This is a genomic window from Eubacterium sp. SB2 (genome assembly GCF_001244405.1).
GTDB classification, from domain to species: domain Bacteria; phylum Bacillota; class Clostridia; order Lachnospirales; family Lachnospiraceae; genus Faecalicatena; species Faecalicatena contortus_B.
This window is the reverse complement of the sequence record NZ_LN865151.1, coordinates 569722-594975: the sequence shown is the minus strand read 5'-3', so window position 1 is coordinate 594975 and position 25254 is coordinate 569722. Positions and strand designations below refer to the sequence as shown.

The following is a 25254-nucleotide window of genomic DNA, read 5'->3' as shown; positions in this document are numbered from 1 at the left end:
CCTTTCTGTATAGACTCAGTTGCAAAACTTTTAATCTGGATAAAAACGCTTTGCTTCCTTTTTTACAGTCCTTCTGCCGAATACTCGTCACACTCCTGAATCATAAGGTTAAGTGATACTTTCTGTTGAAATTGCCTGTAATATATCATGATAAGCTGATGTAATCTGGTTGTTTCATCCAACGAACTGAAATGGGCCACCGTTTTCTCAATCCCCATTTTCTTAATATATTCCTGTATCTCTATAGAATAGGCATCCCCCTCATCCAGATAGCAATATCCCGCAGCGATACCAAGTGCCAGAAATGCGGGTGTAATCCCCTGCTTCTCACACAATAACGCGGGACCAACCAGCCGGTCTTCCTTCGATAATTTTCTGACGGGATCTGCCCCAAGCCTCGTGACCGTTATCCCCAGCCTTTTGTTGTTAAATCTATACAAAAGTTCATGGCAGAACCTTATCAGCTCCCCGAGATCCTCTTTATATTCCTCCGCCATCGCCACTGCAATCTCTGACAAAGCTCTGGCAGCGACATACTTGATATCCGGCTCTGATACCGCGTCACAGAGTTTTTTCAATCCCCGCATATGCGCCAAATAGGCAATGACCGCATGGGCCATATTATACATGAATAACTTCTGCCGAATATAAAATCCAAACTCCTCCTTGAAAACAACACTCTTTAACGCCGGAAGTTTACCTACTACGGAAGCTGCGTCAACCGGCAATAGCGTATAGTCCTCCGCAATGATCCGCAGCGGATCTCCGTCGTACAATTCCTCGGTCATTACGGGTACATTACGTCCTATACAAGTTTCGACAGTACCGATATATTGGTTAAACATTTTTTTCTCATCGCTGTCCAAATATTCGGAAATGAGCTTCCTGAGATACTCATTTGATTTAATCATATTCTCACAGACAATAATATTTAATGTCCTGTAGTTCTGATTTGCCCATCGTTTCCGCAATCCATCCGCAATATTCTCTGCAATCAGCGGCAGAATATTTTTTCCAACAGATGTGGCCATAATATCTGCTTTTGCTATGACATGACATATCTCATCATGATTATCTCCATCCACGCCACTTACATTGCGGACAATGATCTCCCTGTTCCCACTGTTCTTCACAAAGCGGAGCGGATATTCCCCCCGCTCATTGAGCTGTTGAATCAGTTCTGTGTTTACGTCAATAAATATAGTCTTGTACCCGGTTTCTGAAAAAAGCTGGCCGATAAATCCACGTCCAATGCTGCCGGCCCCATACATTACAGCAATTTTATCCACTATGTTTTCTCCTTATCCTGTCGGGCAGAACAGACCTATGTTTCCCAATCGGTATGCCAGTCTGTCCCGTCCGTAAATCGAACCGTTATCTGTATATATTTTCCCTTAAGAACTTCGTATACTGTGTTGGATCTCCACTGGCTATCAGCGCTTCGATTCTATCCAACCCTGCCATATCAACCAGTTCTTCAAACTTTTTCAAGTTCAGTACGGTCTCAGAGGTACAGCCAAGCGTGCTCTCTCTGAACGGGAAAATATCGACTGCGATATAACCATTATAATTTATTTTTTTCAGATAGTAGAACATCTCCAGATACTCTGCGGTGCGGACTGAACCTGCGATTAAATCATCATCCCATAAATTATAGTTATCGTTTGCATGAAGTGTCTTCACTTTGCCGAACAGATTCGCCAGGGCAATGTTCTGAGAGACATTCTGCTGTGCCTGCCATGTATGCCCGATATCAATCGCCAGGGCACAATTATCTCTCCCGATTTCTCTGCACATCAGAAGCGCATTTGCAACTGTATCTATGATACAGCGGTTCCGTGGCTCACGCACCTTTGCTTCCAGTGTCACGCAGATCTCCGGTTTATAATCACAAATCTCACGGACTGCATCGACCAGATTGCTCCAATTCTTTCCGTAATCTGTCTGGAACGGATAATCAAATCCATCCTGTCCAAGCCATAGATTCATTGGCGGTCTGCCTTCCAGACCTGCATTGAAGTCGAGCGCTTTCTTACAAAGTTCAATTGCTTTCCCCCTTTTTTCATCATCTGTGCTTGACAGTGAACCGTTTTTCCATTCTTTTAATCCAAAAACATTTGGAAATGTGGAAGCCACTTTAAGATCATACTTTGCAAAAAGTGTATTGATTGCATTATAATCCGAATTGATTCCCTCCTCAGCATAATAAAGATCTAAGCCGTCCAATACTCCGAGTGAAGCCAATGCTTCTACCTCTTCCTCAAATCCATGTTTGATCTCCTCTGGTTCCTTATACCCTGTCGGCAGAAATCTGTCGCCGATTTGTCCAAGTGTCCCTACAATTGCACTGTACTTAATTTTACTCATATTCTTCTTCTCCTTTTTATTTATTAACAATGGTCGTGCCATTATTTCCCGCTTCCATCCAAAACAGTTGCAAAACGCTTATAATAATCCACTCTCTCATCCAGATCCGGGATTCGCTCAACCGTTTGGTCTGAAATAAAGCTTGCCGATAAATCCTGATCAGCAAGAAATTCATGTCCGACAAGTGCCCTGGTAGAGCTATTAAAAAAATCCCGATCCGCTTCCGACTTGTGGGAACATATAAAGGACTGCCTCGGCTGGTTGATATCTTCCCCACAAATTTCAAACATCCCATATTGCCTGCAAATCTTCCTGATTCTCATAACCTGGTCAACATCATTTCTGGATGGGACATAGCTGACTGCCCTCAGGCCATATGACGAGAGACATTCAAACAGTTCTTCCAGATGGTCATCTTCAAATTTCTGGACTTTCCTGTCATCCGGCATATTCGAGCCGCCTCGCGTATCCCCGATATAAATGTAAGTCGGGATACAGCCAAGTCTGTTCAGGAAGGGAAGCACGGTTCGGACATCAGGCGTTTCTTCTATTTCAGTTTCAACGTACATTGCATTCGTAAAATGGCCTTTCAATACATTTGTGAGGTCATATGCATAAACCTCATTTTCCGTATCCGTCAGATAGCCCCTGGCCTTTTCCGTAAGAGGAATTGACAATTCATTTTCAACAAACCCGACAATCCCCATCCCAATCCCCAGTTTCTGTATCATTGCCAGTGCAAGCGCATAGAGAATATGACGTTCCGTAATCGAACCTCCCTGATCCCACTTTGAAACCGGAATCACATCCTGGTCAAAATCTATTGAGATTCCATATCCTTTCATCATATGATTTAATTTTTCTGTCATTTTCCGGTTCCGTTTTTCTCTCGCCCTTCGGATCGGCTGCAGAAATTCCTCCACTTTATCAATCGATTGTACAGGAAGGCCATGAACGGGGAAATACCCAATTGACAGCTGATCCTGGTTATTCAGCCTTTTCCCTTTCAACGGCGTTTGTCCGCAGCTTAAACGAAGTTCAAACCCAATTGTAGGGATGACCCCTAATATTCTGCATGCCTCAATAAATTCCCTGCAGCCTGATACTGATTCATGATCTATGATACCGCACACTTTTAGTCCGCTTTTATACGCCATCCATGCAATCATGCTTGGGCTATACGGCGAAAAGGAAAATTGCGAATGTACATGGTTATTGCATTCCTCTTTTCTGGGTACTGCCGGTATCTTTCCTTCAGTAATCAGTTTTCTCAATTCCTGAGCTGCCTGCAGACGCTCTTCTTTATAATTGCTATTTAGCTGCTTTTCCATTTTTTCAATTTGTTTCATAACTTCTCACCTTTTTTAAGTATTTCATGGTAATACAAATATTTTTTATTCCATCCCTGCTGATTTTCCGGCTCAATCATACATAATTCACTTGAATAAGCGCTAATCCTCCTTCCTTCTTCCAAAAACTTGATCTCTCCGTCTGCATACAGCTGAAAGATCAGGTTCCCAATCGCAGTAGTCTCGGTTGGTCCGGCGACAACCGGTATATCTAATGCATTGGATATCCATTGGCAGACCAAATGATTCTGTGATCCTCCGCCGACAATGTGCAGAAGTTCTATTTTTTCATTTAAAACTGTCAAAATTTCTTCATAACTCTCCTTGATTTTCAAAGCCATGCTCCGATATACACACTGTGAGATTTCCCCTATGGTTTTTGGAACAGCTTGTCCTGTACGTTCACAGTATTGCTGAATCACCGCCGGCATATTGCTCTGGTAATTGTTGAATGCATCCCAGACGATATCAATTACGCACTGCTGTTCCTCAGCCGTTTTTGCAAGTTTCACAATGTCGTCCCAAGACAGAGGTTCAGTAAGTGTACGGTTCCAGTAATTTCTGCACTGCTGAATAATCCACATACCGGTCACATTTTTCAGCAGCATTGTACGGCCAAACGTTCCGCCTTCATTACCAAATTCCAGTTCAACAATACGTGGATCCAACACTGGTTCCTTTCTTTCCAGCCCTGCCAGCGCCCATGTGCCAAGGCTTAGAAATCCCCATGATACATCCGGGCTTTGTACCGGAATGCCAGTAACCGCCGCAGCAGTATCATGTGTTGCCGGAATCACAACATCAATCGGCTCTATTTCCAGTTCTTCACATATTGATTTTCTTAGGGGCCCCAGTTTAGTACCCGGCTCTTCAATCTTCGTCAGCATATCGCTTCTGAGTCCTAACCTCCTGCAAATCTCCGGCTCCCAGTCCCGTTTTTTCTGATTCGTCATCAGCATCATTGTGGCATTTGTAAATTCGGTGGAAATTTTTCCGGTCAGCATATAGTTCAAAAGGTCTGGCAGCATAAGAATATGTGCCCCATATTTATATTCAAAGGCATCCTTTTCTTTCAGTGCATACAATTTGTACAGCCCCATAACCCTGCTGCACGGCCCCTGTGTCAATGTAAATAGTTCCTGCTCCGGAAGAACTTTGTGGAGCTTCTGTGATAGTTCATATTGCGCTTCATTTCTATAATGGATAGGATTTCCCATCAATCGTCCATGCTCATCCAGAATTGCAAAGTCGCATCCAAATGTATCAATACCGATTGACCGGATATTGTGATACTTATTCGCTGCAATCCGAATCCCGTTTTTTATCTCGTTGAATATGCTTAATATATCCCAGAAGAGTTCTCCCTCTCCGGAAAGAACAGGTGTATTTTCAAATCTATGTACAATATCAAATTCAAATTTTTTATTTTCATAATTAGCAACCATCACCCTTCCGTTGCTGGCTCCCAAATCTACTACAATATAATATTTCATTACCGTTCTCTCCCGTTTATCATTCATCCTGTTATCCCTGACTTTCACCACTTTAACACCGTTGTCAGTGTTTTCGCAGTCTTTCGGTAATAGGAATCGTAAATGTCCTTAATCTCCGTATAGGGACGTACATCGTACATGCCTTCTACCTTTAACACCCCGTCTTGCAGCCAGCGCAATGCCAGTGTATAATTGCTGACCTGTGTAAATGGATCGACTGCTCCCTGTTCCCACATGCCGAGCTCCCTTTCTCTCAAAGGAAGATCACTCTCCCATCCCGAATATACATCCAGCCATTTATAAACAATTTTGGTAACCATATCATATGCGCTTTGGTCACTTGTCTTTTTCCAGGGAATCCCAACAATGCACAGTTCGCCTCCGATACGTAAAGCGTCTAAACAGGTATTGATTCCCTGCTGGTAACCAGAGCATTCAAGTGCAAGGGAGAAGGTACCATTGAGCTCCTCCGGCAATTCTGTATACACCTCAAATCCCGTTATCTTCTTAACCGTTTTTGCCCGTTCCGGGTTAGGCTCAATCCCGATAACCTGATAGCCACAGTTGTAATAAGCCTGAATTGCCATTGTTCCAACCACCCCCAATCCGACAACAATCGCTTTTGCACCCGGATTGGATTTAACACATTTGAAAGAACGCATAGAGACATTAGCCATTCTGGCAAAAAGTGCCTTTTCCGGATCCACCCCTTCCGGTATCTTTACAACTTCTCTATAATCGTGTATCTGGTAAGACACATGGCTGCCGCGGGAAAAAACAACATCCCCCGGCTGAATCCCCACAACATCGCTTCCAACGCGCTCCACCTGAAATACAGCCGCATAACCTGATACCATCGGATAAGGATACTCAAACCCATGCAGGTAAAATCCCATAATCTCTGTACCAACGCTAATCAAAGAGTACAGCGTCTTTCCTTCCACCATTGTATTTCCCAGCTCTTTAAAATCTACCTCTTTCGTGAGGATTTCAACTTTTCTCTCCTCAACAATAGTAATCTCTTCTCTTTTCATTTTCTTATCTGACTCCTCATCTGCCTTTTTATTTACTAACAACTACCGCGCCGGCAGCAGCAGCTTTTGTAATTTCAGTATATATTTATATATCTCTATATTCAAATGACAGCGATGGACTGATATTTTCAAAATGTCACGAAACGGACTTTTGTACCAAAAAAAGTCAGGCAAAAGTCATGATCGGAATTTAGTTGACAATGTAAATTCCCGTCTCTATAATTAAATTATCTTTCATGTTAAAGGAGATGAATATAGTTATGGGATTTGGAGAAAAGCTCAGAATTATACTGGATCTGCACGAGATTAAAGTATACAATCTTGCATCTTATCTGGGATATGACGCTTCATATATCAGTAAATGGATGACGGGCAGTAAAACCCCGCCCTCAAAACACATAAAAAAAATCAACCGTGCTATCGGAGAATTTTGTGCACAACAAGGGACACCTGTGCAAAAAAAAGAAACCATTGCATTTCTTCAGGTAGATATCGATTATACGAATTTTGACGCATATGCGTCTATCGTATCCCAGTACCTCTCTTCTACTGATTCGGTTATGGAGAATATATCCAAATCAGGTATTCCGTCATTTCCTTTATCAGGTGCAGCTTCCGATTATCTTTCGATATTCAATAAACAGCTCAGCCAGATTCGCTGTACAAAGTTAACCTGTATTATGACCTTGCCTGTGTTTATGAATCTATACAAAATTCTTCTGGATCTGTCTTCTGAACATTTTGAAAAAATAACCATTTACGTGTTAGCTGCTCCGACGCTTTTACACTTATCTACAAAAGATCTCTGCAAGATATTATGCTGTTTTTTTAGTTATTATCCAAAAAAAGAGGTATTATTCTATCCGGTAAATCCTCCGACATCAACCTGTTCTGTTAATGACTTTCTGATCGTTAAAAATGGATTTGTGATACGTCCCGTATCCCTGCTATTCACCCGGGCTGATCAGTGGATTTCTATTGTAGATGCCGATTATGTCCATGAAAATTATAAATCTGCCATGGCATATCTGGAACATTATTCGCCCCTTTGGATTTCTGCACCTGAGAGAAGCCCTATAGCTAAGGCAGAATCTTATCGTTTTGATATGAGTGCAATACACCGCTACCTCTGTCATAAACTTTCTCCGACTGCAAGTTCGGAATCTTTATCTTCGCTTCTGGATGAAATGTTTCCGTCAGCATCAGATTGTGATTTTGTCTACAAGAAGTATAGGCAGGATTCATTTCATATAAGGGATATGCTCGTGTATGAATCGACTCTTCTGGATTTTTTATCCACTGGCCATTTACAGATTTCTCCCTCTGTAGAAATCTCTTTGCCGGAAAAAGACCGCCCGTCCTATCTGGCAGAACTTATTGCCGAGACAAAACTTGAGAAGTCTCCCTTATCTTTGCGGATTATCAAGGATCAGAATCCTGTTCTGACTTATGCAAATTGCAGCATGAACCTATCACTTAGTGATGATAGTGGGTTTTTATGGAATTGCAACAATGATTCCAACGAAATTTTCTATCTGTGCACACCAGAATCTATTGAAATTTTCAACTCTATATTCAGACTGTTAAAGGAACTGCCAGAGCAATATCTTTTATCTCCTGAAAAAAGCACAGAATATATACAACGGCTTTTACAGTTCTTATAAAAATCCGGCCTGTACCAAAAAACATCTTTTTTTCGGTACAGGCCGGATATTACCTTCCATCCCCCAGTCTATTCGTGCTTTTTTTAATCAGTCAGAATTTTAAACCAACCTTGCAGTAAGGAAGGCCCGCCGCTTACAGTCCGCTTGGCGCCTCCTCCCCTTTCACCACTCGGACGATATCCGCAATTGTAACCCTGCCTACCGCATCATTCATCGTCTTCCACATTTCTTCCCATGTGTTTCTGGTTGGGCACAATCCGCAGTCTATCCCGCAATTGCTCTCTCTGGTAAGGCAGTGCACCGGAGCCAGTTCACCCTCTACTGCCGTCAGTACCTCCAGCACGGTCAGTTCTTCGGCTTCTTTTTCAAGGCAGTATCCTCCGTAAGCACCACGAACACTCTTTACGATTCCCTTTTCTTTCAGGGCCTTTACTATCCGTTCCAGATATTTTTCAGACAACTTCCGTCTCTCCGCTATATTCTTCAGGCTCTCGAGATGGTCCCTACCGGAATGCAGTGCAAGATCTGCCACAATCTCCAGAGCATACTGTCCCTTTGTCGACATTTTCATTTTAAGCTACACTCCTTTGTTTTACTTACTATATGTATTTTAAACAAAACCCGCATAAAAAACAATCTTACTTTTCAAACAGTCACGCAGTTCACAGATAATCCGTAATTTTTCGACACTTTTTGTATATTTTTATGGATTTTTTCACAAACACATTGACTTTCATTGTTAAATATGCTACGATAATACAGCATTGCTCATAATAGAAATGAGCATTGCGAACACTTTATTATTTATTTTTTTATTTATGGAGGGCAACACAATGACAGGTACAGTAAAATGGTTTAACAACCAAAAAGGCTATGGATTCATCTCTGACTCAGAGGGAAATGACGTATTCGTACACTACTCAGGATTAATGATGGATGGATTCAAATCTTTAGAAGAAGGCCAGGCAGTTGAGTTCGATGTAACAGACGGCGCTAAAGGACCGCAGGCAGTCAATGTAACAAAACTTTAATCAGAATTTTAAATGTACCTTTAAATATATAAATTAGCATCAGATTTAATATTTAAAAGAAATACAGAGAAATGAGATTAAAAAAAGAGTGCCCGGATATTCCGGGTGCTTTTTTTGTGTATTGGAAGGGGACGCCCGCCTGGATGGGGGAGCGGGAGGCGGGCTTGAGCAAAGTGGATGGGGGCTGGGGGTAACCCACTTGCGGAGAAGTGCTAACGCAAAAGAAGCCGCCCGCGAGGGCACGTACAACATACAGCGGGAAAGCCTGATGCTTTCCCGCCTTAGATTGTACTGGGAAGTGATTTTGGAAAATCACTTCCCATCCCTCGCGGGCGGCTTCTTTTACGTAAGCACTTCTAAACCGCGCGTTCTAAACCCCCAGCCCCCATCCACTTTGCTCAAGCCCGCCTCCCGCTCCCCATCCAGGCTGGCTGCTCGCATCCGGTAACTATAAAAAGACTCGGAAGGTACTCCTAAACGGTAGAAACGGATTGAACTGGCTGCCCGGAACACACCTTACTAAGTAATTTTTACTGCAGCTTGCTGAATCTCCGCCCATACCAACCAACTCAATCCGCCGCCCCCGTCTGCTCCCCCACGGGTAAGGCGCTATTAACCGCCATGATGCGTCCAGCCCCGTGAACCGGACACAGGGGTGTCTGGAAGCGTAGGAGATGCTGTTAGCTGGAGTTACGGAAAAAAGAAGGAAAACCGGGGTGAGATCTGTGATCACAAATCACAGATCTCCCTGGCCCCAGCACTCAAAGTCATCAAGACTTTGGGTGATGTGGCCAGGTCTGCCCCGGTTATCCTTCTTTTTTCCGTTACTCCAGCTTGCAGCATCTCCCCCGTTTCCAGACACCCCTGTGTCCGGTTCACGGGGCGTCCCCATACCAGCCAAATACGCCCTACCTACAAGCTCACATTAGAAACATACGCTTCCGCCGCCTCCCAGACGTCGAATCCGCTTCCCCTTAAGATATCAACCACCCTTGCCGGATCGTCTGTTTTTAATACCGCCGATGCGTCTGTGCCATTTGCAAATGCATACATGTATTCGATATTGACTTCGCCTTCTACAATTTGATGCATTGCCTTGCTTAAGGATCCCGTCGCGTGAGGCACCCGAAGCGCCACAACGTCTGTCAGCATGGCTGTAATTCCATTGTCTTTAAGCACCGCTCTTCCCTTGTTCGGGTCGGATACAATCATGCGGAGCATTCCGTAATCTGATGTATCTGCCAGGCTCAGTGCAACGATATTCACATCGTTGCTGGCCAGCACTGCAAGCACTTCGTCCAGACGTCCCTCCCGGTTTTCCAAGAATACTGATAATTGTTGTATTGTGATTCCCATCGTGCTTACCTCCTCTACTGCAGGTTACGCTTATCTATAACACGTACTGCTTTTCCTTCGCTTCTCTGTATTGTCTTAGGCTCAACCAGCTTCACGCGGACGGAAACTCCAAGCGCCTGTTTCAAAACTGCGCCGATCTTTGCTTTCAGCGCATCCAGTTTTCTGATCTCGTCTGAGAACATGCTCTCATCGACCTCCACCATAACCGTCAGGACGTCCAGATTATCCTCTCTGTCCACAATCATGAGGTAATGCGGTGCAACTGCGCCGCCCATGCCAAGGAGCGCTGTCTCAACCTGTGTCGGGAATACGTTGACGCCGCGGATGACTTTCATGTCATCTGTACGTCCCGTAAACTTGGAGATCCTAGGTGTGGTTCTGCCGCAGTCACAAGTGCTGTGGTCAATACTGGTCAGATCCTTCGTGCGGTATCTTAACAGCGGCATCGCCTCTTTTGCCAATGTTGTAAATACGAGTTCTCCTGTCTCACCGTCTGCACAAGCCTCGTGAGTTACCGGATTAAGTACCTCCGGATAGAAATAGTCAACATTGATGTGCAGACCTCTGTGATGGATGCAGTCCTGTGCGACTCCAGGGCCCGTAATCTCACATAATCCGTAAATGTCAAAGCAGTTGATATGCAGAATACTTTCAATTTTCTTGCGCATCTCCTCGGTCCATGGCTCTGCGCCGTGAATCCCGGCCTTCAGTTTCAGACGGTCCACAACGCCAGCCTCCTGCAGGGATTCCGCAAGATGCAGTGCATAGGAAGGGGTACATGCGAATGCTGTTGAACCGAAATCTTCCATACACATCATCTGGCGTTTGGTATTTCCCGCTGACATCGGGATCGCTGTCGCTCCAAGCGCCTTAGCCCCAAAGTCCAGACCCATTCCGCCTGTAAATAATCCGTAGCCATAGCATACGTGGATGATATCTTCCTCTGTCAGTCCGGCCATTGTCAGGCATCTGGCCACACATTCGCCCCACACATCCACATCTTTCTGCGAATAGGACGCCAGAGTCAGCTTCCCTGTCGTTCCTGATGTGCCCTGAACCCGGACAACATCTTTTTTGGGGATTGCCAGAAGCCCGAACGGATAGTTATCCCTCAGGTCTTCCTTTGTCGTAAATGGAAGTTTATTAATATCCTCAATTCCTTTGATATCCCCCGGTTCTACTCCAAGGTCCTTCATTTTCTTACGGTAGAAATCTACATTGTTGTATACTCTTTCTACTACATCAGCCAGACGTCTGCTCTGCAGAGCAGCCATCTCGTCACTGCTCATGCATTCTATATCCGGGTCAAAGATCCGCTCTTTCCAGTTTTCTAATGTCACTGCCGCCATTTTCGTTTAACTCCTTATCTGTTTTCCCATATTTCCGTAATTTTATAGATCCGCTTCTTTTACGACTTTTACCTCTGCTGCTTCCAGAACACGCGCAGCTTTTTCAAAATCATCTGTGTTGAACACCATAACCGGCGCCCTTCCCTCGCGGATTACAAAAGAATAAATATAATTGATGTTGATCCTGCCTTCTGCAAGTATGGAAAGCATCCGGTTCAGGTTTCCTTTTTCATCTTTGAGTTCTACACCAATTACGTCGTGTATTCTGACAACAAATCCCCTGCTTGTCAGATAGGTCTTTGCTTCTGCCGGTTTATCAACCACCAGCCTGAGAATTCCAAATTCAGGCGTATCAAATGAAGCGATCGCCCTGATATTGATATGCGCCTCCGTCAGCGCCGATGTCACCTGCATCAGGCTGCCCGGCCTGTTTTCCACAAATACTGATAACTGCTTAATCATCCTCTCACCGCCTATCCCTTATAATGTGTATCCTACATCAAATGCTTTTTTATTGATTTCAATTGTTTTTGGAGGAACCGTCTTTTCGATCACCTCATACCACTGCTCTTTTGTAAAGTCCATATGCTGCGCTGCAACCCCCAGTACAATCAGATTGAATACTTTCGGATTGCCGAGCTTCTTGGACTCCTCCGTCGCGTTTACCTTATAGATCTTATACTCTTTTTCCAGGGTCTCCAGGATATTTTTCGGGTATTCTGCCGCGCCGATTACAACCGGCATCGGATCGATCCGCCAGTCATTGACAATCAGAACTCCGTCCTTTTTCAGAAAATGTGCATACCGCAGGGCTTCCAGGCGTTCAAATGCAATGATCACATCCGCCTGCCCCTCTTCCACGATCGGCTCCGCCACCTGCTCGCCATAGCGCACAAATGTAACAACACTGCCGCCCCTCTGAGCCATGCCATGTACCTCGGAAAGTTTGACATCATAGCCGCCTGCAATGGTAAGTCCTCCCAATATTCTGCTGGTAAGCAGGGTTCCCTGACCGCCTACTCCTACAATCATAATATTCTTTGTCGCCATGATTATTCACCCGCCTTTACCAGTTCTATTGCGCCAAATTTACATAGAGATTCGCACAGGCCGCATCCCGTACACATGGTATCGTCTATATGGATGGTGCCATCTGCATTTTTCGTCATTGCGGGACATCCAGGCTTCATGCACATACCGCACTTTTTGCATTTGTCTTCATGCACGGTATAAAGCGGCTTTTTGGATTTGTCCAGAAGTACGCACGGTGATTTTGTGATGATGACCGACACCTCATCTCTGGCGACTTCTTCCTTGATTGTCCTCTCCAGTGTGTCCAGGTCGAATGCATTTACCTCTATCACGTGATTCACACCCATAGCGCGGCACAGCTTCACAATATCAATGGCATAAGTCGGATCTCCCTGGAGTGTTTTTCCTGTCGCAGCATGATCCTGATGCCCGGTCATCCCGGTAGTGGAATTATCCAGAATCATCACGGTTCCTGTCGCTTTATTATAAACCATATTCATCAGGGAGTTCACACCTGTATGTAAAAATGTGGAATCACCGATCACGGCTACCCAGTCTTTGATGTATTCCTTTCCCTTTGCCTTTTCCATGCCATGCAGGGTGGAAATGCTGGAGCCCATGCACATCGTTGTATCAACTACGCTTAAGGGCGCAACTGCTCCCAGCGTATAACATCCAATATCTCCGGCCGCATGCATTTTCAGCTTATTCAGCACATGGTATACACTGCGGTGCGGACATCCGGGACATAAGATCGGCGGGCGCTGCGGGGCATCTGCCGGAGGCTGGATATCCAGCTCCTCATTTAATATTGCTTTGCGCAGCATATTCGCGCTGTACTCTCCCTGTACGGTAAAGATCTCCTTACCGACCGCCTTGATCCCCCAGGACTTCACCTGCTCTTCAATGACCGGATCCAGTTCTTCTACAACATAAAGTGTATCTACTTTCGCTGCAAATTCCTCAATCATCTTTCTTGGAAGCGGATTGACCATTCCCAGTTTTAATACGGAAGCCTGCGGAAGGGCCTCTTTTACATACTGATAAGGGATACCGCTTGTAATGACTCCGATTTTCGTGTCGTTCATCTCCACACGGTTGATCGGCAGTGTATTTGCGGCCTCGGCCAGCTCTTTATTGAGCCTTTCGATCTCCACATGGCGCAGCTTTGCGTTGCCCGGCATCATCACATTTTTCCGGATGTTTTTCACGTAAGGCTTATCTTCGATCTCTTCTCTGTCACACAGCTCCACCAACCCCTGTGAATGTGCCAGCCTGGTGGTTATTCTGTAAATAAACGGTCTGTCAAACTTCTCACTCAGTTCAAAAGCTGCCTTAATATATTCTTTTGCTTCCGCACTGTCAGAAGGTTCGATCACCGGGATCTGGGCTGCTCTTGCCACCATTCTGGTGTCCTGCTCGTTCTGGGAGCTGTATAAACCCGGATCATCGGCAACCGTAAGCACAAGACCGCCGTTAACGCCCATATAGGATACGGAATACAGCGGATCCGATGCCACATTCAGGCCGACGTGTTTCATGCAGGCCATCGCACGCACACCTGCAATGCTGGCTCCTACAGCCACCTCAGCAGCTACTTTTTCGTTCGGCGCCCATTCTTCATAAAAAGTATCTTTATACTGAACCATGTACTCACTGATCTCTGTACTTGGGGTTCCCGGATAGGCTGAGGAAACTTTGATGCCGGCCTCATATGCGCCTCTGGCAATCGCCTCATTTCCCAGCATTATCACTTTATCTGACATAGTTTATAATCCATCCTTTCGTAAATCTTTCACTCTCTTTGCCTTGCCCTCAAATCTCTGAAGCGAGTTCGGGGCAACCAGCCTGATCTGTGTTGCGAGTCCAAGCTGTGACTTCAGAGACGCTCTGATGCTCTGCTCCAGTTCGCTTAACTTCGCGTAGCTGTCCAGCAATCGGTCGTCGATCAGCTCAACAGAGATTGTCATAACATCCAGACGGTTCTTTCTCTCGACCAGAATCTCGTAGTGCGGCCCGATCTCCTCAATTCTCAAAAGGACTTCTTCTATCTGGCTTGGGAATACATTGACACCGCGGATTACAAGCATATCATCCGCACGTCCTGAAAGATTTTCCATGCGTACCGTTGTTCTTCCGCATTTGCAAGGCTCATACATCAGTTTTGTAAGATCTCCTGTACGGTAACGGACAAGCGGAAGCGCTTCCTTGCACAGGCAGGTTATTACAAGCTCTCCGGTCTCACCGGGAGCCAGGACTTCCTCTGTCTCAGGATCAATAATCTCCGGAATAAACCAGTCTTCGTTGATATGCATACCGCATAATTCCGTACATTCACCTGATACGCCGGGTCCGCACAGCTCGCTCATACCGTAGTTCTGTGTACAGACAAACTGGTCCCCCCAGACTTTATGCATCTCATCGCGCATGGGTTCTGTCATTCCTTCGCCGCCAAACAGGCCGATATGTATCTTCAGATCCTTTGAAGGGTCAATTCCCCGTTCCCTTAAGATCTCTCCAAGATGAAGCGCATAAGAAGGCGTCGCTACCAGCAGTGTCACGCCCATATCCTGCATAAACATAATCTGTTTATTTGTATTGCCTGAAGACATTGGAATAACGGAAGCCCCTAACTTCTCCAGTCCTCCATGCAGTCCCAGTGCGCCGGTAAAAGTACCGTATCCAAATGCAATCTGCGCTACATCTTCTGATGTTGCGCCGCCCATACATGCGATTCTTGCCACATTGTTCAGCCAGACATCCAGATCGTTCTTCGTATATGCCACTACGGTTGGCTTCCCCGTGGTCCCGGAGCTTGCATGGTACCTGACAATCTCCTTTTTATCTACCGCAAAAAGGCCGTCGGGATAATGATCCCTGAAGTCTGCTTTATATGTAAACGGCATCTTCTTTAAATCTTCCAGGCTCTGAATATCTCCTGGCTTCACACCGGCCTCATCCATCTTCTTACGGTAAGGCTCTACCCTTTCATAAATATATGCTGCCGTTTTCTGTAACCGTTCCAATTGGATTTTCTCAATCTCGGCCCTTGGCAGAGTCTCTTCCTTTGCCCAAATCATCGTAAAAACCTCCTTCAACATCACATTCGTTATCCAATAGTATAACACACTGCTTTGACGAATTAAAGCATTAAATTTGAAAAATTATGGGGACGGGGTTCACGCGGAAGAAGAAGCGTAAGGGGACGGAAAGGCCTGTGCTGTTTTGTATGGCGGTCCGCAGACTTAGCGGCAGCAAAAGGAAAAAGAAAGGATTGCCTGGCCCTGCAATCCTTTCTCATTGGGGGATTAGATAAGCGGGTACTTTTTCGTAAGTTCTGCTACCATTCCCTGTGCTTTTTCGACATTTGCTTCATCATCTATTACCATGGCTATGATTTCTGCTATCTTTGCCATGTCTTCTTCTACCATTCCCCGGGTGGTGACTGCTGGGGTTCCAAGCCTTACTCCGCTTGTAACGAACGGAGAACGGGGATCGTTCGGGATGGTGTTTTTGTTGCAGGTTACGTGGGCTTCGTCGAGTCGTTTTTCAAGTTCTTTGCCGCTTAAGTTGTTCTCTGTCAGATCTACGAGCATGAGGTGGTTATCGGTTGCTCCGGATACGATCTTGACTCCTCTTTCCTGCAGGCCTTTGCACAATGCTTTGGCGTTTTTCACGACCTGTTCCTGGTATGTCTTGAACTCAGGCTGCAGGGCTTCTTTGAAGCAGACTGCCTTGGCTGCGATGACGTGCATCAGCGGGCCTCCCTGGATGCCCGGGAAGACTGCCTTATTAAAGTTGAACTTTTTATTCATCTCTTCACTGCACAGAATCATACCGCCCCTTGGTCCGCGCAGGGTCTTATGTGTTGTGGTGGTCGTCACGTGTGCATAGGGGATCGGGCTTGGATGAATGCCTGCTGCCACTAAGCCGGCAATATGCGCCATATCCACCATCAGGTATGCGCCAACCTCATCCGCAATCTCACGGAATCGCTTGAAGTCGATGGTCCTGGCATAAGCGCTTGCACCAGCAATAATCAGCTTTGGTTTATTTTCTTTTGCGATTTCAAGTACTTTATCATAATCAATGACACCATTGTCATTCACGCCATACGCCGAGAAATCAAAATACTTGCCTGACAGATTAACCGGTGAACCATGAGTCAGATGTCCGCCGTGATCCAGGTTCATACCCATCACTTTATCTCCCGGCTCTACCATAGCAAACATTGCTGCCATATTAGCCTGTGCTCCGGAATGAGGCTGCACGTTGGCATATTCACACTGGAAGAGCTCTTTTGCCCGCTCTCTGGCAAGATTCTCAACAACATCCACACACTGGCATCCGCCGTAATATCTCTTTCCCGGATATCCTTCTGCATATTTATTCGTCAGCGGGCTGCCCATGGCCGCCATAACAGCCTTACTAACCCAGTTTTCAGAAGCAATCAGCTCAATATGAGAATTCTGCCTGTCCATCTCCGCCTGAATCGCTTCCGCAATCTCTACATCTTCATTCTTGATTTCCTCGAAACCGTACATAATTCTTCTCCTCCATAAATCTTTAAGCATTTCCGGATCATTAAAAATTCTCCCGGTAAAAGTCCATTGGGGACATTATAGCATAAACAAGAACGTTAAGTCCATACATAATTCTATTCCATCCGCTGCTACCGTTGCGGACTCTCCTTGCCATTTGCGTCCCCCAAGCAGAATACACTCTCCCCTACCCAAAATCAAATAGCGACAGCTGATTGCTCTGCGGCAGATCTCCAAACAGCCCCAGTTCCGCCATAAAATCAATGACTGTTTTGCTGACCTTCGTCCGCTGTCTGAAATCATCCAGAGACAGGTACGGCCCGTCTTTGGCTGCTTCCTCCACAGCCTCAGCGGCCTTCTCACCCATCCCTTCGATACTGGAGAGCGGCGGCATCAGTTTCCCGTCTATGATCTGGAATTTGGTTGCCTTTGCCTTATAGATATCCAGGGGCAGGAACTCATAGCCTCTGGCGTACATTTCCTGCACGATCTTCATGTCTTTTACTACATCCTGCTCTTTATTGCTGAGCGAATCCGCCCTGCGTTTATAGTCTTTTATATAATAATTCAGCTTGTCTTTTCCCTGGCACATGATTTCGTAAGAAAATGCATTGGCACGGATACCAAAATAAGCGCCATAATACGCCAGCGGATAATTAATCTTGCAGTACGCGATGCGGTAAGCCATCATAACGTACGCCGCCGCGTGGGCCTTCGGGAACATGTAGCTGATCTGTTTACAGGACCAGATGTACCAGTCCGGCACGTTCTTCGCCTTCATGGCTTCTTCCCACTCCGGTTTCAACCCTTTTCCCTTACGCACACTCTCCATGATCGTAAAGGACAGCGCGCTGTCCACGCCCTGGTTGATCAGGTAGATCATGATATCATCACGTGTACAGATACAGGTAGAAATCGTGGCCTTTCCTGACTTTACCAGTTCCTGTGCATTTCCCAGCCACACGTTTGTCCCGTGGGACAGACCCGATATACGGATCAGGTCTGAAAGCGACTGCGGCTTCGCATCCTGTACCATCTGAATAACAAAGTCTGTCCCGAACTCAGGAATTCCAAGGCATCCCAGATTGCACCCGTCTATATCCTCCGGTTTGATCCCCAAAGCACTTGTATCATGGAACAGGGAGAGCACCTTCTTATCGTCCAGCGGTATATTGGTGGCGATAAACGGATTCTCCTCATTGTACTCATTGTCCATGGCATCCGATGTGATATATTCTTCCAGTGTACGGATCATAGTAGGATCATCATGGCCGAGAATGTCCAGCTTCAAAAGGTTATGGTCAATGGAATGATAATCAAAGTGAGTCGTAATGATATCTGTTGTCATATCATTTGCCGGATGCTGCACCGGGGTAAACTCATTGATGTTGTGTCCGTGAGGCAGTACGACGATTCCTCCCGGATGCTGGCCCGTACTTCTGCGGATCCCTGTGCATCCCACCGTAATTCTGTCAATCTCACACTTTCTTTTTCTGTGCCCGCGTTCCTCGTAATAGTTCCTCACATAACCAAATGCGGTCTTATCTGCAAGTGTTCCGATAGTCCCGGCCTTGAACGTATGTCCCTCCCCAAATAACACTTCCGTATACTTATGTGCCTTTGCCTGATAATCTCCCGAGAAGTTCAGGTCAATATCAGGCTCTTTATCACCCTTAAAGCCGAGGAAGGTCTCGAATGGGATGTCAAATCCCGCCTTAATCAGCATTTCTCCGCAGTTCGGGCATATTTTGTCCGGCATATCGAAGCCGCAGCCCCCTGCATATGCCTTTACTTCCGGGGAGTCAAATTCATTATAGTGGCATTTCTCACAGTAATAATGCGGACTTAAGGGATTCACCTCTGTGATCCCAGACATCGTGGCAACAAAAGAAGAACCGACAGAACCACGGGAACCTACCAGGTATCCGTCGTCATTTGATTTCCATACCAGCTTCTGGGCAATGATATACATGACGGAGTACCCGTTCGATATGATAGAGTTCAGTTCCTTCTCCAGACGGGTGGATACCGGCTCCGGCAGGTCTTCGCCATAGATTTCATGGGCCCTGTTGTAACAGATATTCCTCAGATCCTGCTCCGAATTCGCGATCACCGGCGGGCACTTATTCGGATTGATCGGAGATATTTTCTCGACCATATCGCAGATCTTGTTCGTATTCTCTATGACAATCTCCCTTGCCTTTGCTGAACCAAGATACTCAAACTCTTCCAGCATCTCCTCCGTCGTCCGCAGATACAGCGGCGCCTGTTCATCCGCATCACTGAATCCCTTGCCCGCCATGATAATCCGGCGGTACACCTCATCCTCCGGATCCAGAAAATGCACGTCGCAGGTTCCTACAACCGGCTTTTTGAACTTTTCTCCCAGTTCCACAATCTTTCGGTTAATCTCCTCTAAGTCCTCCGTAGTGTTGATATCCGGAAACTTGTCACTGACCATCATAAACCGGTTGTTGCCGAGCGGCTGGATTTCGTAGTAATCATAGAAATCTGCCAGCCTTGCGATAGATTCCGCAGATTTATTGTTCAAAATGGCCTGATAAAGTTCTCCGGCCTCGCATGCGCTCCCTACAATCAGCCCCTCCCTGTACTTGTTCAGTACACTTTTGGGGATTCTGGGCCTTCTTGCATAATAGGTCAGATGGGACTCGGTGATTAATTGGTAAAGGTTATACCGGCCGATATCATTTTTAATCAGTATGATGATATGATAAGTGGGCAGCTTGCGGATGGCATTCGGATTCATGTCCCCAAACTGGTTCATTTCCTTTAAGGTTGTGATATTCTGTTCTTTCAGCATCTGGACAAATTTTACGAATATCTCCGCTGTCGCGGCTGCATCGTCTACCGCCCGGTGGTGGTTCTCCAGGGAAATTCCCAGCGCCTTCGCCACCACGTTCAGCTTATACTTGGACAACGTGGGCAGAAGTACTCTTGCCATAGCCACCGTATCCACATAAACGAAGTCAGGCTCTATATCCTGATATCTGCAGTTCTGCTCAATAAATCCCACATCAAACCCTGCATTGTGCGCAACAAGCACCCCGCCCGCCGCAAATTCCAGAAACTGCGGCAGTATCGTTTCTATGTCCGGATATCCCATCACCATTTCATCCGTAATACTTGTTAGCTGTGTGATTTCAAAAGGGATCGGCCTTTTGGGATTGACAAAGGTGCTGAACCGGTCCACAATCTCGCCATTTACAACCTTAACCGCTCCGATCTCAATAATTTTATCCTTAATAGCGCTAAAGCCGGTCGTCTCCAGGTCAAATACGATATATGTATCATCCAGCCGCTCATCCCCGGCATTTACCGCGATCTCCGTCAGATCATCTACAACATAGCCTTCCACACCATAAATCACTTTAAAAGGATCATCCTTATCCAGTGTCTCGATAAAATGATTGGCATCCGGAAATGACTGCACAATGCCATGGTCTGTAATAGCAACGGCAGGATGCCCCCAGTCATGGGCACGCTTCACAATATCCTTTACCTCAGATACCCCATCCATATCACTCATCTTTGTGTGGCAGTGGAGCTCCACTCTCTTAACCTGGCTCAGATCCTTTCTTGTAACAGTAAAATCTCCGCTCTTTTTGATACCTGTCACCGAGCCGATGGTCAGTTCCCCGTCAAATTTATCAATGGTTGTGATCCCCTTGATTTTAACGAAAACGCCCTTTTTAAGATCCCCCAGCAGTTCCGGCAGCTGATCATTTCTGGTGAACATCTTCACCGTTATCGTGTCGGTAAAGTCCGTGACTGCAAACATCAGAATCGTCTTGTCATTTCTGATCTCCCTGGTATCAAAATTAATAATCTTTCCGTGGACGGTAATCTCTCCCATCTCAGTAACAACCTGATCCAGTGTGATCGGCTCATCGTCGAAATTCCTGCCGTATATCAGACTCGGGTCATCGCCTTGCTTAAGCGGCCTGTAGAAATCTTTTTTCTTGAAATCTTTCTTCTTGAAATCGCCTTTCTTCCCGGAGTCTCCCCGTTTTTCCTGATTCCCCTCTTTCTTTTCTCCCTGGCCGCCAGCGCTGTCTTCTGCCGGTTCTTCGCCTCTCTGCTTCGCCCTGCGTTCAAATATGGCATTGATCTCCTGCTGGATCCGCTGCTCCTCATACTGACGGTCCTGCTCTCCCTGCGCCTCGCGGTACGTTACCCTAATGTCAGCTTTGATATGGAATCTCTTTTCATAGATCTCATGAAGCAGATCTACGATATACTCCCGTTTCCCTTCGGATACGATCGTGTTGAGCATCTCCAGATACAGGATATCACTGCCTTCAAAGTGCATCTCTGCCTGTTCAAACATACTTGCCGCCAGCACGCTGTGCTGCTTCAGCTCCTGCACAATACTTTCCCGGTATTCCATCATAAGCGTACTCGCCGTGTACTGCTCGGACAACGCATACTGCTCTTCCAGGCGGATGGACACCCTCGTATTGCCAAAAAGCTGCTCTTTAATCTTCTGTTCCATCTGCCATATATGCTTTTTCTGGATCAGATGCGTGCTGAAAATATGGACACGGAGAAAATCACGTTTTGAGTTCGTTGTGATCTTCGAGACCTCCACATCGCTAAAAAGCATCTTGATATCATTTTCCACTTTTAATGTCGGAAAAACATGAAAAAATATCTTTTCGTTCCCTATCTTTTCCAATTTAACAACTCCTGCCGCAAGGTTTCCAGAAGCTCTTCTTCCTTCACCTTTTTCACAATTTCACCTTTCCTGATCAAAAGGCCTTCTCCAATTCCCCCTGCGATTCCGATATCTGCCTCTTTTGCCTCTCCCGGGCCGTTAACGACACATCCCATAACGGCAACCTTAATATCCAGGGGGATATCTGCCACCATATTCTCAACCTGGTTTGCAAGGCCGATCAGGTCAATCTTCGTCCGTCCGCAGGTCGGGCAGGACACCACTTCGATCCCGCCTTTGCGCAGCCCCAGTGTCTTCAAGATCAGCTTTGCAGTTTTAATCTCCTCCAGTGGATCTCCTGTCAAAGAGACACGGATGGTATCGCCGATGCCTTCGTACAGGATGATCCCCAGGCCCACAGAAGATTTGACATTTCCCGAATAAACAGTTCCCGCCTCTGTGATCCCCACATGGAGCGGATACGGACACCTCGAAGCGATCTGTTCGTGGGCCTTCACACACATCATTACATCCGAAGATTTGATGCTGACCACAAGGTTATCATACCCCATCTCTTCGATCATACGGACCTTGTCCAGCGCACTCTCCACGATCCCCTCAGCGGTCACGCCGCCGTACTTCTCCAGCAGTGGTTTTTCCAGCGAACCGCTGTTGACGCCCACCCGGATCGGCGTCTCATGTTCCTTTGCCTTATTCACGACGGCCTGCAGACGTTCCCTGCTCCCGATATTGCCGGGGTTGATCCGGATCTTATCTGCTCCGTTCTCGATCGCCGCAATTGCAAGCCTGTAATCAAAATGAATGTCTGCAACCAGCGGGATATGGATCTGCCTCTTAATCTCTTTTAATGCATAAGCCGCCTCCAGCGTAGGCACTGCACAACGGATGATCTCGCAGCCTGCCGCCTCCAGCTTTCGTATCTGGGCGGCTGTAGACTCCACATCCTCGGTTCTTGTATTCGTCATAGACTGGATTGCAACCGGATGCCCGCCTCCAATAAGGACATCTCCTATTCTGACTGTTTTTGTCTTTTCTCTTAACATCTCCATCGTAATTATCCTTTCTGCACACACCGTCTTATCGTAGAAAAACAGGGAGTGAATTCCCTGTTTTCCGGTTACTTTTTATCAAATATCATCTGATCTCCATACTCTCTGTCGGTCAGTGTCAGCGTACTTTTTTCAATATTGTAGTCATACGTTCCCTCCAGCGAATTCACTGCCGAACTTAATCCTTCTGCTGTAGCAGTTCCGTCCGACGCATCCGCTGCCTTTTGTACCGCCTCGTCATCCGACCGCAGCGTAAATGTCTTTGTATCTTTGTCTACACTATACCTCATCTCAACAGAGACGCCTTCGCTCTCGAACTCTTCCGGCCATTCAAGTACTGCGGTCCCATTCCCCCTGATCGACATAACCAGGCCGCTGTCCTCATGGCTCCACTTGCCTTCCACTGGATTGGCAGTAAAAAGCTTTATCACGAAAAAGGCTGCTATGATGATGATCAGCACAGTTGTAACAGCCATTACAGCCCTCCAGATCCGGTTTCTTTTTTCTTCGTTATTCTTTGCGATCATGCATATACTTCCCTTCTTTTTCTCAATTTCATTATACGAATTTTACCGGTCTGTGTCAACGGGTATCACTTTTGCAGCATTTGAGCAGTAAGAAATCGTTACTATTCACACCCTGCGGGTGCGCACAGTAACAAGGAATCAATACGTGTCATATCGACACTTTTATTTTTCTTATGTTGATTTTTGACACAATTTGTCTATAAATTGTAACAAGCTGGTAAAATATACCATATTCTGGGAGGTGCCATCATGAAGTTTGCATCTACATTGAAATTACTAAGGGAACAAAACCATGTCACACAGAAGGAACTGGCTGATTATCTGAAGGTGACGCGCTCGACAATCGCAGGCTATGAGACGAAGGGCAAACAGCCGGATTATGAACGTCTGCTGCGCATCGCCGCATACTTCGGTGTATCGGCCGATTATCTGCTTACGGGTTCGAAACTTGGACTTATCACAACCACCAGTACTTCTCCCGAAAAAGGGCGTGAAATCCTGATCTCTTATCTTCATCTTTCCGCAGAATCCCAACGGAAACTGGAAGAATATCTGCATCTGCTGATGCTGAAAGAACAAAATGAGGGAAAAGGACGGATGGAAGCTGGATCCTAAACCAAACCGGAAGTCAAAATATGTATTTCTGACAGCTCTGTTTCCTGTCTCAATACACATTCTGACTTCCGGTTTTCTATTTATCTCATATAGCTTTTCAGAAATGTGAAAAGTGCTTCCATCTCTTCTCTGGTTCCTACTGTGATTCGCAGATACTGCTCGATCCGTTCGCTGCCCCAGTACCTTACATAAATATTTTCTTTTTTCAGAGCAGCAAACAGTTTCTTCGCATCATAATCCGGGTGAGCTGCAAATATAAAATTAGCTTTTGCATCGGGAAACTGAAAGCCCAGACTGCTCAGTTCTTTCTTTGCCCACTCTCTGGTTTCTATGATACTGGCTGTTGTCATATCAAAATACACTTTATCTTTTACCGCTTCTGCCCCGCATACAAGCGACGGAAGATTCATGGTATAAGAGTTGAATGAATACTTCACATCATTCAGGTATTTGATCAAAGCAGGGCTGCTGATGGCATATCCGATTCGCATCCCCGCCATAGACCTCGCTTTTGAAAATGTCTGCACTACGATCAGGTTCTCGTACCTGTCCAAAAGTTCCAGCGCAGATCTTCCCGCAAAATCAATGTACGCTTCATCTACGATCACAATCACATCCTGATTATGCTTTAAGATATCCTCAACAAACTCCAGGTTCTCATAAACGGCCGTGGGAGCATTTGGATTGGGAAATATAATCCCCCCGTTTTCTTTATAATAATCTTCCCTTCGGATACGAAAATCTTTATCCAGTTTCGGGCACTCATATGGAATGTGATAAAGCTCAGCCCATACTTTATAAAAGGAATATGTAATATCCGGAAACAAAATCGGCTTTTTTGAATTGAAAAATGTCAAAAAGCACATTGACAGTACATCATCAGAGCCAACTCCAACAAATACCTGTTCACTGCTAACACCGTAATACGCTGCCAGCGCCTCCACAAGTGTGCCCGAGGCCGGATCCGGATAAAGGCGCAGGCGGTCTGTATCCAGATGCTTTAAGGCTTCAAGCACTCCGGGCGCCGGAGGATAGGGATTTTCATTTGTATTAAGCTTGATTACCTTTTCCTGTGGCTGTTCACCGGGAACATAAGGCTCTACTTTACGTATATTTTCTAACAACTTTGCATTTGGTTCCATTTTCGCTGC

20 protein-coding genes are annotated in these 25254 nt (G+C 45.9%); 3 read left to right on the top strand and 17 right to left on the bottom strand.

Annotated features, from left to right (window positions below; all coding sequences use genetic code 11):
* Positions 1-62 precede the first annotated feature (62 nt).
* From BN1938_RS07510 to BN1938_RS07490, 5 genes are all read right to left on the bottom strand, one after another.
* The gene (locus BN1938_RS07510; RefSeq protein WP_050639991.1) at positions 63-1289 is read right to left on the bottom strand and encodes a mannitol dehydrogenase family protein; all 1227 of its coding nucleotides are present in this window, start codon (positions 1287-1289) and stop codon (positions 63-65) included.
* A gap of 85 nt (positions 1290-1374) precedes the next feature.
* Positions 1375-2367 (bottom strand): sugar phosphate isomerase/epimerase family protein, encoded by a 993-nt coding sequence (locus tag BN1938_RS07505; protein WP_050639990.1) that lies wholly within the window; start codon positions 2365-2367, stop codon positions 1375-1377.
* Positions 2368-2408: 41 nt separating this feature from the next.
* Positions 2409-3716 carry a PHP domain-containing protein gene (locus BN1938_RS07500; protein WP_050639989.1) on the bottom strand — a complete coding sequence of 436 codons (1308 nt, stop codon included), beginning with the start codon at positions 3714-3716 and terminating at the stop codon, positions 2409-2411.
* A complete protein-coding gene (locus tag BN1938_RS07495) occupies positions 3713-5209 on the bottom strand; it encodes a rhamnulokinase (protein WP_050639988.1) in 1497 nt (498 codons plus the stop codon). The genes BN1938_RS07500 and BN1938_RS07495 overlap by 4 nt, the downstream gene beginning before the upstream one ends.
* Positions 5210-5253: 44 nt before the next feature.
* Entirely contained in the window at positions 5254-6243 is a 990-nt protein-coding gene (locus BN1938_RS07490) for a zinc-binding dehydrogenase (RefSeq protein WP_050639987.1), read from the bottom strand.
* Positions 6244-6503: 260 nt separating this feature from the next.
* Here BN1938_RS07490 and BN1938_RS07485 point away from each other — a divergent pair, with 260 nt between their 5' ends.
* Entirely contained in the window at positions 6504-7907 is a 1404-nt protein-coding gene (locus tag BN1938_RS07485; RefSeq protein ID WP_050639986.1) for a helix-turn-helix domain-containing protein, read from the top strand.
* 133 nt (positions 7908-8040) lie between these two features.
* On the opposite strand, the gene BN1938_RS07480 is transcribed toward BN1938_RS07485, so the two are convergent.
* Entirely contained in the window at positions 8041-8478 is a 438-nt protein-coding gene (locus BN1938_RS07480; RefSeq protein ID WP_050639985.1) for an RrF2 family transcriptional regulator, read from the bottom strand.
* Between the two features lie 262 nt (positions 8479-8740).
* Between BN1938_RS07480 and BN1938_RS07475 the strand changes: the two genes are divergently transcribed.
* Positions 8741-8938 (top strand): cold shock domain-containing protein, encoded by a 198-nt coding sequence (locus tag BN1938_RS07475; protein WP_009004038.1) that lies wholly within the window; start codon positions 8741-8743, stop codon positions 8936-8938.
* A 912-nt stretch (positions 8939-9850) separates the two neighbouring features.
* Here BN1938_RS07475 and BN1938_RS07470 read toward each other — a convergent pair.
* The 10 genes from BN1938_RS07470 to BN1938_RS07425 form a co-directional block, all read right to left on the bottom strand.
* Positions 9851-10294 carry an amino acid-binding protein gene (locus BN1938_RS07470; RefSeq protein WP_025657278.1) on the bottom strand — a complete coding sequence of 148 codons (444 nt, stop codon included), beginning with the start codon at positions 10292-10294 and terminating at the stop codon, positions 9851-9853.
* A 14-nt stretch (positions 10295-10308) separates the two neighbouring features.
* Entirely contained in the window at positions 10309-11643 is a 1335-nt protein-coding gene (locus BN1938_RS07465; protein WP_050639984.1) for a phenylacetate--CoA ligase family protein, read from the bottom strand.
* Positions 11644-11685: 42 nt separating this feature from the next.
* Complete coding sequence (locus BN1938_RS07460) at positions 11686-12105, bottom strand: ACT domain-containing protein (RefSeq protein WP_050639983.1); 420 nt, start codon at positions 12103-12105, stop codon at positions 11686-11688.
* Between the two features lie 18 nt (positions 12106-12123).
* Complete coding sequence (locus BN1938_RS07455; protein ID WP_050639982.1) at positions 12124-12693, bottom strand: indolepyruvate oxidoreductase subunit beta; 570 nt, start codon at positions 12691-12693, stop codon at positions 12124-12126.
* A gap of 2 nt (positions 12694-12695) precedes the next feature.
* Positions 12696-14441, bottom strand: a complete 1746-nt coding sequence (gene iorA / locus BN1938_RS07450; protein WP_050639981.1) for an indolepyruvate ferredoxin oxidoreductase subunit alpha — start codon at positions 14439-14441, stop codon at positions 12696-12698.
* A 3-nt stretch (positions 14442-14444) separates the two neighbouring features.
* Positions 14445-15755: a phenylacetate--CoA ligase family protein gene (locus BN1938_RS07445; RefSeq protein ID WP_050639980.1), complete on the bottom strand. Its 1311-nt coding sequence runs from the start codon at positions 15753-15755 to the stop codon at positions 14445-14447.
* 228 nt (positions 15756-15983) lie between these two features.
* Positions 15984-17219 carry a serine hydroxymethyltransferase gene (glyA, locus tag BN1938_RS07440; RefSeq protein ID WP_050639979.1) on the bottom strand — a complete coding sequence of 412 codons (1236 nt, stop codon included), beginning with the start codon at positions 17217-17219 and terminating at the stop codon, positions 15984-15986.
* A 184-nt stretch (positions 17220-17403) separates the two neighbouring features.
* Positions 17404-21912 carry a PolC-type DNA polymerase III gene (locus BN1938_RS07435; protein WP_050639978.1) on the bottom strand — a complete coding sequence of 1503 codons (4509 nt, stop codon included), beginning with the start codon at positions 21910-21912 and terminating at the stop codon, positions 17404-17406.
* Positions 21900-22955 carry a flavodoxin-dependent (E)-4-hydroxy-3-methylbut-2-enyl-diphosphate synthase gene (gene ispG / locus BN1938_RS07430; RefSeq protein ID WP_050640039.1) on the bottom strand — a complete coding sequence of 352 codons (1056 nt, stop codon included), beginning with the start codon at positions 22953-22955 and terminating at the stop codon, positions 21900-21902. Before ispG ends, BN1938_RS07435 begins: the two co-directional genes overlap by 13 nt.
* Positions 22956-23029: 74 nt before the next feature.
* Complete coding sequence (locus tag BN1938_RS07425) at positions 23030-23488, bottom strand: hypothetical protein (RefSeq protein WP_025657269.1); 459 nt, start codon at positions 23486-23488, stop codon at positions 23030-23032.
* A 249-nt stretch (positions 23489-23737) separates the two neighbouring features.
* Between BN1938_RS07425 and BN1938_RS07420 the strand changes: the two genes are divergently transcribed.
* Positions 23738-24103 carry a helix-turn-helix domain-containing protein gene (locus BN1938_RS07420; RefSeq protein ID WP_050639977.1) on the top strand — a complete coding sequence of 122 codons (366 nt, stop codon included), beginning with the start codon at positions 23738-23740 and terminating at the stop codon, positions 24101-24103.
* A gap of 80 nt (positions 24104-24183) precedes the next feature.
* Here BN1938_RS07420 and hisC read toward each other — a convergent pair whose 3' ends face one another.
* Positions 24184-25245: a histidinol-phosphate transaminase gene (hisC, locus tag BN1938_RS07415; RefSeq protein WP_050639976.1), complete on the bottom strand. Its 1062-nt coding sequence runs from the start codon at positions 25243-25245 to the stop codon at positions 24184-24186.
* Between the last annotated feature and the right edge of the window lie 9 nt (positions 25246-25254).

Coding starts and splice junctions, on each gene's coding strand:
- BN1938_RS07505 (WP_050639990.1), bottom strand. CDS start 2,367: ATGAGTAAAATTAAGTACAGTGCAATTGTAGGGACACTTGGACAAATC.
- BN1938_RS07500 (WP_050639989.1), bottom strand. CDS start 3,716: ATGAAACAAATTGAAAAAATGGAAAAGCAGCTAAATAGCAATTATAAA.
- BN1938_RS07495 (WP_050639988.1), bottom strand. CDS start 5,209: ATGAAATATTATATTGTAGTAGATTTGGGAGCCAGCAACGGAAGGGTG.
- BN1938_RS07490 (WP_050639987.1), bottom strand. CDS start 6,243: ATGAAAAGAGAAGAGATTACTATTGTTGAGGAGAGAAAAGTTGAAATC.
- BN1938_RS07485 (WP_050639986.1), top strand. CDS start 6,504: ATGGGATTTGGAGAAAAGCTCAGAATTATACTGGATCTGCACGAGATT.
- BN1938_RS07480 (WP_050639985.1), bottom strand. CDS start 8,478: ATGAAAATGTCGACAAAGGGACAGTATGCTCTGGAGATTGTGGCAGAT.
- BN1938_RS07475 (WP_009004038.1), top strand. CDS start 8,741: ATGACAGGTACAGTAAAATGGTTTAACAACCAAAAAGGCTATGGATTC.
- BN1938_RS07470 (WP_025657278.1), bottom strand. CDS start 10,294: ATGGGAATCACAATACAACAATTATCAGTATTCTTGGAAAACCGGGAG.
- BN1938_RS07465 (WP_050639984.1), bottom strand. CDS start 11,643: ATGGCGGCAGTGACATTAGAAAACTGGAAAGAGCGGATCTTTGACCCG.
- BN1938_RS07460 (WP_050639983.1), bottom strand. CDS start 12,105: ATGATTAAGCAGTTATCAGTATTTGTGGAAAACAGGCCGGGCAGCCTG.
- BN1938_RS07455 (WP_050639982.1), bottom strand. CDS start 12,693: ATGGCGACAAAGAATATTATGATTGTAGGAGTAGGCGGTCAGGGAACC.
- iorA (WP_050639981.1), bottom strand. CDS start 14,441: ATGTCAGATAAAGTGATAATGCTGGGAAATGAGGCGATTGCCAGAGGC.
- BN1938_RS07445 (WP_050639980.1), bottom strand. CDS start 15,755: ATGATTTGGGCAAAGGAAGAGACTCTGCCAAGGGCCGAGATTGAGAAA.
- glyA (WP_050639979.1), bottom strand. CDS start 17,219: ATGTACGGTTTCGAGGAAATCAAGAATGAAGATGTAGAGATTGCGGAA.
- ispG (WP_050640039.1), bottom strand. CDS start 22,955: ATGTTAAGAGAAAAGACAAAAACAGTCAGAATAGGAGATGTCCTTATT.
- BN1938_RS07425 (WP_025657269.1), bottom strand. CDS start 23,488: ATGATCGCAAAGAATAACGAAGAAAAAAGAAACCGGATCTGGAGGGCT.
- BN1938_RS07420 (WP_050639977.1), top strand. CDS start 23,738: ATGAAGTTTGCATCTACATTGAAATTACTAAGGGAACAAAACCATGTC.
- hisC (WP_050639976.1), bottom strand. CDS start 25,245: ATGGAACCAAATGCAAAGTTGTTAGAAAATATACGTAAAGTAGAGCCT.